Annotated in this window: 6 protein-coding genes and 1 tRNA gene; 4 read left to right on the forward strand and 3 right to left on the reverse strand. The window is 68.4% G+C overall.

Features of this window, described 5'->3' with window-relative positions; translation table 11 throughout:
* Positions 1 to 18: 18 nt before the first annotated feature.
* Positions 19 to 4,140, reverse strand: coding sequence for a bifunctional nitrate reductase/sulfite reductase flavoprotein subunit alpha (locus HUN08_RS06765; protein WP_124247528.1), 4,122 nt, complete (start codon positions 4,138 to 4,140; stop codon positions 19 to 21).
* Positions 4,141 to 4,291: 151 nt separating this feature from the next.
* A complete protein-coding gene (locus HUN08_RS06770; RefSeq protein ID WP_301546932.1) occupies positions 4,292 to 5,233 on the reverse strand; it encodes an alpha/beta hydrolase in 942 nt (313 codons plus the stop codon).
* A gap of 219 nt (positions 5,234 to 5,452) precedes the next feature.
* On the opposite strand from HUN08_RS06770, the gene HUN08_RS06775 reads away from it, so the two are divergent.
* The 3 genes from HUN08_RS06775 (at position 5,453) to ssb (ending at position 8,226) form a co-directional block, all read left to right on the forward strand.
* Positions 5,453 to 5,525, forward strand: a tRNA-Arg gene (locus HUN08_RS06775).
* 73 nt (positions 5,526 to 5,598) lie between these two features.
* The gene (locus HUN08_RS06780; protein WP_301546977.1) at positions 5,599 to 7,587 is read left to right on the forward strand and encodes a cytochrome c oxidase assembly protein; all 1,989 of its coding nucleotides are present in this window, start codon (positions 5,599 to 5,601) and stop codon (positions 7,585 to 7,587) included.
* A gap of 111 nt (positions 7,588 to 7,698) precedes the next feature.
* The gene (gene ssb, locus HUN08_RS06785; protein WP_124247526.1) at positions 7,699 to 8,226 is read left to right on the forward strand and encodes a single-stranded DNA-binding protein; all 528 of its coding nucleotides are present in this window, start codon (positions 7,699 to 7,701) and stop codon (positions 8,224 to 8,226) included.
* A 19-nt stretch (positions 8,227 to 8,245) separates the two neighbouring features.
* Here ssb and HUN08_RS06790 read toward each other — a convergent pair whose 3' ends face one another.
* A complete protein-coding gene (locus tag HUN08_RS06790; protein ID WP_124247525.1) occupies positions 8,246 to 10,078 on the reverse strand; it encodes an alkyl/aryl-sulfatase in 1,833 nt (610 codons plus the stop codon).
* A gap of 165 nt (positions 10,079 to 10,243) precedes the next feature.
* On the opposite strand from HUN08_RS06790, the gene ettA reads away from it, so the two are divergent.
* Positions 10,244 to 11,920: an energy-dependent translational throttle protein EttA gene (gene ettA, locus HUN08_RS06795; protein WP_301546933.1), complete on the forward strand. Its 1,677-nt coding sequence runs from the start codon at positions 10,244 to 10,246 to the stop codon at positions 11,918 to 11,920.
* Positions 11,921 to 11,930 lie beyond the last annotated feature (10 nt).

Consider the following 11,930-nt stretch of genomic DNA (forward strand, 5'->3'; position numbering starts at 1 on the left):
CGCGCCGGGTGTTCGTCGTCAGTAGACGTCGCGGACATAGCGGTTCTCGGCGGCCAGCGCGGCGACGTACGAGTCGGCCATGTGCGGCGACATGCGGCCGTGCTGCGCCACGATCTCACGCAGGGCGTCGTCGACGTCGCGGGCCATCTTGTCGGCGTCGCCGCACACGTAGACGTGGGCGCCGCGGTGGATCCAATTCCACAGTTCGGCCGCGTTGGCCCGCATCCGGTCCTGCACGTAGACCTTCTCCTCCTGATCGCGGGAGAAGGCGAGGTCGAGCTTGGTCAGGACGCCGGTCGTGGCGAATTCGGCGAGCTCGTCGCGGTAGAGGAAATCGGTCGACTCGTGGCGGTCGCCGAAGAACAGCCAATTCGGCCCCGGTGCGCCGGTGTGGGCGCGGTCGTGCAGGAATCCGCGGAAGGGTGCGACCCCGGTGCCGGGGCCCACCATGATCATCGGGGCGTCGCCGTCGACCGGCGGGCCGAACTTCTTGTTCGGCGCGATGAAGACGCGCATCGGCGCGCCCGGTTCGGCGTCGGCGAGGAAGGTCGAGCACACCCCGTGGCGGGTCTGGCCGTCGTGGTCGAAGCGCACCGCCGACACGGTCACCTCGACGCGGCCGGGGTCGGAGCGCGGCGACGACGAGATCGAGTAGAGCCGCGGCACCAGGGGTTTGAGAATCTGTAGCCAGTCGTCGCGCGGCGCGGCGACGGGGAACCGCGCCAACAGGTCGACCGCCTGCCGTCCCCACGACCATTCCCGCAGCTGGGCGGGCTGCGCGGCCAAGTCGGCGAACCCCTCGTCGGGGTGGTGCACGTGCAGCAGTCGCAGGAGATCCGGCGTGATCCGGGTGATGTCGTAGTGGTCGGTCAGCGCGTCGACCAGGGTGCGCTGTGCGCCGCCGACGACCACCGGCTCATCGGCCTCGAGCCCGGTGCGGGCCAACCACTCCTCGACGACCGCCGGCCGGTTCGTCGGCCAGACGCCGAGTGCGTCACCGGCGCTGTAGGAGAGCGTGTCCTCCGGCAGCGCGAAGGCGAATCGTCGGACGTCCTTGTCGGATTCGGGCGCGGTGAGCCGGGTGTTCTCGACGAGTTCGGTGGTCAGCGGGTGCTTGCGGGAGTAGGTCGTCGGCGCCGGTTCCGAAGCATTCGCCCCGGCGGCGGGCTCGCCGGCAACCGTTGTCTCGGCAGTGGACTCGCCGCTGGGCTCCTGCTCGGCCGCGAGGGCCGCCAGTGTGCGCTCCTGCCACGTCGCGGCCTGCTCCTCGTAGTCCGGCTCGCACGAGCCGCGCTCGGCGATCCGCGTGCCGCCCAGATCGTGCAGGCGGGCGTCGAGCTTGCGGGCGAAACCGCAGAAGTCGGCGTAGGAGGAGTCGCCGAAGCCCAGCACGGCGTAGCGCAGCCCGGCGAGTTCGTCGTCGGACTCGACGGTGGCGAGCGAATCCCACAGCGCCACACCGGAATCCGGTGCGTCGCCGTCGCCGGTGGATGCCACCACGAACAGGACGTCGCCGGTCAGCGCGTCGACCGACACCTGGTCGGCGCAGCGGTCGCGGACCGCGAATCCGGCGGCGCCGAGTGCGGCGGTCAGGGTGGGGACGTACTCCTCGACGGTGCCCGTCTGCGACGACCACACCACCTCGACCGTGCGTTGGGCCGGTCCGATCGGAGCGCTGCCGCCGGCCGCCGTGTCGCCGCCCCCGACCGATGGCGCGCCGCCGGTGAGGGGGATGCGGGAGAAGACGCCGGCCAGCACCCCGTCGACCCAGGCCCGCGAGGTCGGCGAGAGCGGGGCGTGTACCGGCACCGCGGGTACATGACCCTCGGGCGGGTTCGTCCGCAACCCGATGAGCAGACCTCCGACGTAGGCGCGTTCGGCCTCCGACAGCGTGATCTCGGCGGTCTGGTCGCCGAAGGCGGATGCGAGCAGGGTGACGGCATCGGACACGGGCTCTCCCAGGGGTGCGGTGATCGGTGCGGGGGACAGGGCGACGGCGCAGGCCTTGAATTCGGGCTGCAGCGAATCCGGGTCGACGGCGTCGTTGGTGACGGCGTTGATCGCCAGATCCGGACCGGTGGCGTCGGCGAAGTGCATGGGCACGAAACACGTTCCGACGGTGATGTTCTCGGTGACGACGGCCGGGGCGAACGCGGTCCCGCGGCGCGAAGAGACCGCCACGCGATCACCGTCGGCGATCCCCAGCCGCTGCGCGTCGAGGGGGTGGATCTCGACGAAGGTCGACGGGTTGAGCTTCATCAGCTTGGCGACCTTGCGGGTCTTCGTCATCGTGTGCCACTGGTGCGGGAGGCGGCCGGTGGTGAGGACGAGCGGGAACTCCTCGTCGGGCTGTTCGGCCGGCGGCAGATAGGGGCGGGCGAAGAACCGTGCGCGGCGCGACGGGGTGGCGAAGGCGAGGCGCGGCGCGGTGCCGTCGCCGTCGACGTGGCGGGACTGGCTGACGCCGTCGTTGAGGTAGCGGATCGGGTTGCGGTCGGGGGAGCCCGGCGGGGCCGGCCACTGCACCGGCCCGCGCCGCAGCCGCTCATAGTCGACACCGCGCAGATCCCACCCGGTCCGGGGGTTGTGGAATCGTTTGATCTCGTCGAATACCGCTGCCGCGTCGGGGAAGTCGAAGCCGTCGAATCCCATTGCCCGCGCGACGCGGCAGATGAGTTGCCAATCCGGCAGTGCCTGGCCGGGTGCGCGCATCAGGGGGGCGGTCAGCGTCAGGTTGCGCTCGGAGTTGATCATCACGCCCTCCGACTCCGACCAGAGGGCGGCGGGGAGCACGACATCGGCGTGATCGGCGGTCTCGACGCCGGAGAAGGCGTCCTGCACGACGACGTATTCGGCGGTGCCCAGGCCGGCGATCACCTTGGCGCGGTTGGCCATCGACGCCACCGGATTGGTGCAGATGATCCAGACGGCCTTGATCCGACCGTCGGCGAGGGCCTCGAACATGTCGACGGTGCCGCCGCCGACCTCGGTGCGCAGTGTGCCGTCAGGCAGGTCCCACAGTGCCTCGACCTCGGCGCGGTGTGCGGGGTCGGTGACCACGCGCTGACCGGGCAGGCCGGGCCCCATGTAGCCCATCTCGCGCCCACCCATCGCGTTGGGCTGCCCGGTGAGGGAGAACGGTCCGCTGCCGGTGCGGCAGATCGCCCCGGTCGCCAAGTGGAGGTTGCACAGCGCGTTGGTGTGCCAGGTCCCGTGGGTGGACTGGTTGAGGCCCATGGTCCACAGGCTCACCCAGTTGTCGGCGGAGCCGATCCAATCCGCGGCGGTGCGCAGATCGGCCTCGTCGATGCCGGTGATCTGCGCGACCCGCGCGGCTGGGTAGTCGGCGAGGTGGTCGGGCATCTCCTCCCACCCCTGCGTGTGTTCGGCGATGAACCGCTCGTCGAGCCGACCGGCGTCGACGATGAGTTTGAGCAGCCCGTTGAGCAGCGCCATGTCGGTGCCGGGTTTCACCGGCAGGTACAGGTCGGCTTTCGCCGCGGTGGTGGTGCGCCGCGGGTCGACGACGATGAGCTTCGCCCCGGCCTTGACCCGATCCATCATCCGCAGGAAGAGGATGGGGTGGCAGTCGGCCATATTCGCGCCGATGACGAGGAAGACGTCGGCGTGGTCGAGGTCGTCGTAGCTGCCCGGCGGGCCGTCGGCGCCGAGGGATTGTTTGTAGCCGGTGCCGGCGCTGGCCATGCACAGCCGCGAGTTCGACTCGATGAGGTTGGTCCGGAAGTAGCCCTTGCACAGCTTGTTCGCCAGGTATTGCGCCTCCAACGACATCTGGCCGGACACGTAGAAGGCGACGGCGTCGTTGCCGTGTTCGGCCCTGATCTCGGTGAACCGGCGCGCGACCTCGTCGACCGCCTCGTCCACGTCGACGGGCACCTGGTCGGCGTCGCGGGTCGGCCGGCGCAGCGCGGTGGTCAGGCGCCCGCCCCCGTTGAGCAGGTCGGCGGTCGTGTTGCCCTTGGTGCACAACCGGCCCTGATTGGCGGGGTGCGCCGCGGTGCCCTTGGCCTTGGTGATCGTCGGCTGCTCGTCGTCGGACCTGGTCAACGTCAGCCCGCAGCCCACACCGCAATAGCCGCAGACGGTGTCCACGGTGGTCGGCAGGACGGGCGAGTGCATGGCACCCATGGTTGGTCGGGTGCGTTTCGCAACCGTCGGCAGGGCGTAACGCGAGGGTCAACTCGTGCTCACAGTGACGATGGACCGAATGTGAGGAGCAACGCGCCCGGCGGAGTCGTGCTCCGCCGGGCGCGTTGGATCTACCTGTGGGTCACAGGTGCTTGTGGAAGAACGGCACCGCGGCCTCCAGGGCCTTGCCGGTCGCCTCCGGCTGGTCGTACAGGTCGTAGTGCGACACCCCGGGGAGGACCAGCAGGTCCTTCTCCTTCGACGCGGCGCGGCCGTACAGCTCCATGCCCAGGCGATACGAGGCGAAGGCGCCCGGCTTGTCACCGATCACGATCAGCAGCGGCTGGGTGAGGAAGGTCTCCGCGTGGTCGTAGGCGTCCCAGGTCGCGAGCGCACCCTGCCGGGCGAAGTTGAAGCTCGTGCAGGCCCGGTCGTGCTGGCCGCGCGGGGTCTTGTAGTACTCGGTGGCCTCCAGCACGTCGATGTCGGTCAGCCCGTTCTCCTTGGCGAACTCGACGGTCGGCGGCAGCAGGTCGTTGATCTGCTCGGCCTGGCCGCGCGCCTCGGCGGTGCGCTGCGCGGCGACCGCCTCGAGCATCGCGATCGGGTCGTAGTTCGAGAAGCCCTCGCGCATGAGGCGGCCCACGTTGGAACCGGCGATGGTGGTCAGCGCCTTGATGCGACGGTCGATCATCGTCGCGGCGACCGCGTAACCGGCACCGCCGCAGATGGCGAGGACGCCGATCTTGTCCTCGTCGACCCACGGCTGGGCGACCAGGTAGTCGACGACGAAGCTGAAGTCGCCGACGCGGAAGCCCGGGTCCTCGACGAAGCGGGGCTCGCCGCCGCTCTCGCCCTGGAAGCTGGCGTCGAAGGCGATGGCCACGAAACCCTCCTTGGCCAGCGCTGCGCCGTACACGTTTCCGGAGGTCTGCTCCTTATCGCTGCCGGTCGGGTGGGCGGTGATCACGACGGGGTACTTGAGCGCCTCGTCGAAGTTCGCCGGGAAGTAGATGTCCGCCGCGAGATCCCAGGCCACGCCGGGGATTTTCACGGGGGTGATGGTGGTGTTGGCGTCGGTCACGGCGTTGCTCCAATGATTGATGGCGGAGTCCCGGCGGTTCGTTGTTCCGGGAACACCATCTACTCTGCGGCGGCGCGAACGGGCCGACCAGTGAGGAACGGTGCCGGGGAAGGATCCTTCCCCCTCTCGTGACGCGGCGAGCGGTGGTCCGCGATGTGTTCGAGGGCGGTGGCCTTAGAATCGGGCGTGATCATCGGGTGTTCTCCCGACGATCGCCATGCCCTGGTAGCTCAGTGGATAGAGCAGCCGCCTTCTAAGCGGTTGGCCGCGAGTTCGAATCTCGCCCGGGGCGCGCGCGTGGGGCGGTTCTGGCGGCTCACTACCCTGGACCTATGACCGCGCACGACGAGAACACCTTCGACGAGATGGACGATCGCGGTTCGGTCGTCCGCGTGCTGAGCGCGATTCTCGCCGTCGTCGCCGCCGGTGTCGCCGTGGCGGTATTCCTGCCGTCGGCCGATCAGGCGCGGCTACTCAAGGGTGTGACCAACCCGGGTGCGCTGACCACTTACGGCATTCCCGCGGTCACCGCCGTCGGCTACGTCGCCGTCGCGATCGCCGTCGGGTCCTCGTTGTTCGCCGCCTTCTTCGTGCCGCCACAGCACGACGGCGTGTTCGACATCGGCGGCTATCGCGCGCTGCGCTGGGCCGGGAAGCTCTACGCGGCGTGGGCGGTGTGCTCGGTCGCGATGATCGCGTTGTCGATTTCCGACCTCGTCGGACGGTCGGTGGGGCAATTGCTGACGTCGGGGGAGTTCTTCACCGCCTATTCGACGGTGTCGAACGCCCGGACCTGGACGGTGACGGCGGTGCTGGCGGTGCTCGCCATGCTGCTGGCGCGGTTCGGCATGCATTGGGGATACGCCGTAGGCGCCCTACTCTTCGGGGTCTTCTCCCTGCTGCCGCTGGCGTTGGCCGGGCACTCCGCGGCGGGCGGCAGCCACGACTACGCCGCGAACAGTCTGATCCTGCACATCCTCGGTGCGGTCGGCTGGTTCGGCGGACTGTTCGCCGTGGTCGTCTACGCGATCGCCGGCGGACGGTGGCGCGAACTGGCGGTCCGGCGCTTCTCCCGGGTCGCCTTCTGGCTGATCCTCGTCGTGGGCGTCTCCGGTGTCATCAACGCGGCGGTGCGGATCACCCCGGGTGAGCTGTTCACCTCCACCTACGGGCTGATCGTCGTGGCCAAGGGCGTGGCCCTGCTCGTCTTGGGTGGTCTGGGGGCCTGGCATCGGCGGCGAACCATCGCCACCCTGGCCTCCTCTGACGACCCGCCGCGGTCGCTGTTCGTCCGGTTCGGCCTCGTCGAATTGTTCGTCTTCGCCATCACCTATGGGATCGCTGTCGCACTCGCGTGGAGCCCGCCGCCCGGCGGCACCGTCAAACCGAACATCACGCCGATGGAGGAAACCCTCGGGTATCTGCTCGACGGCCCGCCGACACCGTCGCGCCTGGCTTTCGACTGGCGGTTCGACCTGCTCTTCGGCACGGCCGCGATCGTGCTCTGCGTCGTCTACCTGCGGGGTGTGCTGCGACTGCGCCGTCGTGGCGACGCATGGCCCGTCGGGCGGACCATCTCGTGGGTGGCGGGGTGTGCGGCCCTGTTGATCGCGACGTCGTCGGGGCTCGGCCGCTATGCCCCCGCCATGTTCTCGGTCCACATGGTCAACCACATGATCCTGTCGATGCTGGTCCCGGTCCTACTCGTGCTGGGCGGCCCGATCACCCTCGCGCTGCGGGCGCTGCCGGTGGCCGGGCGCGGTAATCCGCCCGGTCCGCGCGAGTGGGTGCAGTACCTGGTGACCAGTCCGGTGGCCAAGGTGCTCGGGCACCCCGCCGTGGCCATCGTGATGTTCGTCGGCAGCTTCTATTTGCTGTACCTGGGCGGCCTGTTCAGCGTGATCGCCCCCTTCCACGGGGCGCACATCCTGATGAACGTCCACTTCCTGGTATCGGGCTACGTCTTCTATTGGACGGTGATCGGCATCGATCACGCGCCGTACCGGTTGAGTCCTCTCGGAAAGATCGGCGTGGTGTGGGGGACGCTGCCGCTGCACGCCTTCTTCGGGGTCGCGTTGATGATGACCACCGCGGTCATCGCGGAGACCTACTACCGCGGACTGCAATTGCCGTGGAACACCGATCTCGGTTCCGACCAGCGCGTCGGCGGCGGAATCGCATGGGCGGCCGGAGAGATCCCGCTGGTCCTGGTGATGGTGGCGCTGGCGGTGCAGTGGCGCCGCGAGGACGATAAAGAGGCCAGGCGCTACGACCGCAACGCCGAGCGCGACGACGACGCGGAACTGCGCGAATACAACGAGATGCTGGCCTCGCTGCGTAAAGGCGGCCGATAGTTCTCCACAGTTCGGCGTTGTCCACAGCGAGCCGATTTGGCGGTGGCGCCGGGTGATTCCGTGCATGAGAGTGGGTGGGGCAAGCACCATTCTCGGCTGGGGGAGGCCATCATGTTCGAAACATCCATGACCGTCGTAGGCAACGTCATCACCGATCCGATCGTCCGCCGTACCGCCACCGGCGACGTTTGCTCGTTCCGGATGGCGAGCAACTCGCGCCGGCGAAATCCGGACGGAGACGGCTGGGTCGACGACAAGACGCTCTACCTGACCGTTTCGTGCTGGCGACGGCTCAGTTCGGGGGTCGCGGCATCGGTCGAGAAGGGGCACGTCGTCATCGCCTCGGGCAACGTGCACACCTCGGAGTACGTCAACCGCGACGGGGAGCGCCGCGCGACATTGGAGATGAACGCCGCGCACGTCGGGCACGACCTGGTGCGCAGCATCGTCAAGGTGTGCGGATTCCCGATGGATGGCGCGCTGGTCGGCTCGTCGGACGAGGACTCCGACGCGGCCGAGGAGGTCGGCGCCGCGGGGACCACCGTCGAGGACGCCGTCGCGGGGCTGCCGCCGGTACGGGCCAGCGATGTCGACGAGGAGATCGCCGATCCGGTGCCGAGCATGGAGCCGGCCCTCTGAGGTCTTGGGAGGGACGGTTTCAGGGGGTCACGATGGCGAAATCCGGGTCGGGCCGCTGGAGGGCGCCGAAGACCTGGCCCAGCGCGGACACATCGCCGTCGACGGTGAGGCCCGCCTGCTGCGCACCGGGGATGTCGCCGGTGACGAGGTAGGGCAGCACGCCGTCGGGAACGGTCACCGTCGCGACGGCGTTCGTCCGCGGATCGTCCTCGTCGCGCAGCAGCACCCCGTTGTGCAACCGCGTCAGGAATCGGGAGTCGCCGAACACCCAGCGCATGGTCAGGTCGAGATCCCAGACCCGGGTGGCGTCGATCTGGATCGCGACGGCGTCGAGGAACATTTCCGGCCGCAATTGGGCGGCGATGTCGTTTCCGCTCCCCGCGGTCGGCGTGCCGAAGTTCTTCTGCCGCAACTCGAGTGCACCGGAGAGGAAGAAGTTGCGCCACGGGCCGCTCTCGGCGGCGAATCCGAGCTGCTCGAGGGTGTCGGCCTGCAGCTCCCGTGCCGCCCGGTGGTCCGGATCGGCGAAGATGACGTGGTCGAGCACCTCGGCGGCCCACCGGTAGTCGCCGTCGTCGAAGCATGTGCGCGCCTTCTCGACCACCGCGTCCGCGCCGCCCATGAACTCGACGTAGCGTTGCGCGGCGGCCTCCGGGGGATGCTGCCACAACCGTGCCGGGTTGCCGTCGAACCAGCCGAGGTAGCGCTGGTAGATCGCCTTGACGTTGTGATTGACCGAGCCGTAGTACCCGTGCGCGTGCCACGCCTTCTCCAGTCCGGGTGGCATCTGGAACTGTTCGGCGATCTCGATGCCGGTGTATCCCTGGTTGAGCAGGCGCAGCGTCTGATCGTGCAGGTAGGCGTACATCTCGCGCTGTGTGCGCAGAAACTCGATGATCTGGGCGTTGCCCCAGGTCGGCCAGTGGTGCGAGGCGAAGACGACATCGGTGTCCGAGCCGAACATGGCGATCGCCTCACCGAGGTAGTGCGCCCAGCTGTGCGGGTCGCGCACGACCGCGCCGCGCAGGGTCAGGATGTTGTGCAGAGTGTGCGTCGCGTTCTCGGCGATGCACAGTGCGCGGCGATCGGGGAAGTGGAAGTGCATCTCGGCCGGGGCCTCGGTGCCCGGGGCGAGCTGGAAGACGATGCGCACACCGTCGACCGTCAGTTCTTGGCCGGTCTCGGTGATGTCGACGGTCGGCTCGATCAAGGTGACGGTCCCGGTCGACGTCGTCTGGCCCAACCCGGCGCCGATGGCTCCGCGCGGCCCCTTGGGAAGGGCGGCGCCGTACATGTAGCCCGCGCGACGGCCCATCGCCGTTCCCGCGTAGAGGTTCTCCGAGATCGCGGGCTCCATGAATCCGGCGGGCGCGATGATCTGGACTTTCCCGGCGTCGACCTCCGCCTGCGTGGTGACGCCCTTGACGCCGCCGAAGTGGTCGACGTGGCAGTGCGTGTAGATAACCGCCGCGACGGATCGGTCGCCGCGGTGCTCGCGATACAGGGCCAGGGCTGCGGCGGCGGTCTCCGTGCTGATGAGGGGGTCGATGACGATGATGCCGGTGTCGCTTTCGACGACGGTCATATTCGACAGGTCGAAACCGCGGATCTGATAGATCCCGTCCGTCACCGCGTAGAGCCCGTGCTTGGCACACAGCTGCGACTGGCGCCACAGGCTGGGATTGGCGGAGTCGGGTGCGTCCGCGGCGAGGAAGTCGTAGGCATCCAGATCCCAAATCACCTCACCGGCGGCGTTCGTGATCGTGCGGAGGTCGAGGGTGGCGATGAAGCCGCGGTCGGCATCGTCGAAATCCCGGGTGTCGTCGAAGGGGTATGTCGGCCTGTCGACCATCTGAACTCCTCGTGTCGTGGTCGCGTCGTCGCGGCTATCCCCACTTTGTCAGCCGGCGGCCCGCGGCGCAGGATTCCCGCATCGCGGGCGGGGCGGGCAGGGCCGCGCACTGCCACTACACTGGGGGGCTGTTGTGCCCAGGCGTCGTTGAAGAAGAGGAAATCCGTGGCAGGCGAGTTCATTTACACGATGAAGAACGTGCGCAAAGCGCACGGTGACAAGGTCATTCTCGACAACGTCACCATGTCCTTCTACCCGGGCGCGAAGATCGGTGTGGTCGGCCCGAACGGCGCGGGTAAGTCGTCGATCCTCAAGATCATGGCCGGCATCGACCAGCCCTCCAACGGCGAGGCCTTCCTTGACCCCGGCGCCACCGTCGGCATCCTCCTGCAGGAACCGCCCCTCAACGAGGAGAAGACGGTCAAGGAGAACGTCGAAGAGGGCATGGGCGACGTGATGACGAAGCTCAAGCGCTACAACGAGGTCGCCGAGCTGATGGCCACCGACTACTCCGACGAGCTGATGGAGGAGATGGGCAAGCTGCAGGAGGACCTCGACGCCGCCGACGCGTGGGACCTCGACAGCCAGCTCGAGCAGGCGATGGACGCCCTGCGCTGCCCGCCGGCCGATTCGCCGGTCACGCACCTGTCCGGCGGTGAGCGCCGTCGCGTCGCACTGTGCAAGCTCCTGCTGAGCAAGCCCGACCTGCTGCTGCTCGACGAGCCGACCAACCACCTCGACGCCGAGTCGGTGCTGTGGCTCGAGCAGTTCCTCGCGAACTACCCGGGCGCCGTCCTGGCGGTGACCCACGACCGGTACTTCCTCGACCACGTCGCCCAGTGGATCTGCGAGGTCGACCGCGGCAAGCTGCACCCCTACGAGGGCAACTACTCGACCTACCTGGAGAAGAAGGCCGAGCGCCTGGAGGTCCAGGGCAAGAAGGACCAGAAGCTCCAGAAGCGCCTCAAGGAGGAACTGGAGTGGGTGCGCTCGGGTGCCAAGGCGCGTCAGACGAAGAACAAGGCCCGCCTGGCCCGCTACGAGGAGATGGCCGCCGAAGCCGAGAAGCACCGCAAGCTCGACTTCGAAGAGATCCAGATCCCGACGCCGCCGCGCCTGGGCAACGTCGTCGTCGAGGTCGCGAACCTGGACAAGGGCTTCGACGGCCGCGTGCTCATCAAGGACTTGAGCTTCACGCTGCCGCGCAACGGCATCGTCGGCGTCATCGGTCCCAACGGCGTCGGCAAGACCACGCTGTTCAAGACCATCGTCGGGCTCGAGGAACCGGATTCGGGCACCGTGAAGGTCGGCGACACGGTCAAGCTCTCCTACGTCGACCAGGGCCGCGCGAACATCGACCCGAAGAAGTCGGTGTGGGAGGTCGTCTCCGACGGTCTCGACTACATCGAGGTCGGACAGAACGAGATGCCGTCGCGCGCCTACGTCAGTGCCTTCGGCTTCAAGGGCGCCGACCAGCAGAAGCCGTCGGAGGTTCTCTCCGGCGGTGAGCGCAACCGCCTCAACCTCGCGCTGACCCTGAAAGAGGGCGGCAACCTGATCCTGCTCGACGAGCCGACCAACGACCTCGACGTGGAGACCCTCTCGTCGCTGGAGAACGCGCTGCAGCAGTTCCCGGGCTGCGCCGTGGTCATCTCGCACGACCGCTGGTTCCTGGACCGGACCTGTACCCACATCCTCGCGTGGGAGGGCAACGTCTCCGAGGGCCAGTGGTTCTGGTTCGAGGGCAACTTCGAGGCCTACGAGGCCAACAAGATCGAACGCCTCGGTGCCGACGCCGCACGGCCGCACCGCGTGACGCACCGCAAGCTCACCCGCGACTGAGCGCGGCACA

It is taken from the genome of Gordonia sp. X0973, from assembly GCF_013348785.1.
In the GTDB taxonomy this organism is placed as follows: Bacteria; Actinomycetota; Actinomycetes; order Mycobacteriales; family Mycobacteriaceae; genus Gordonia.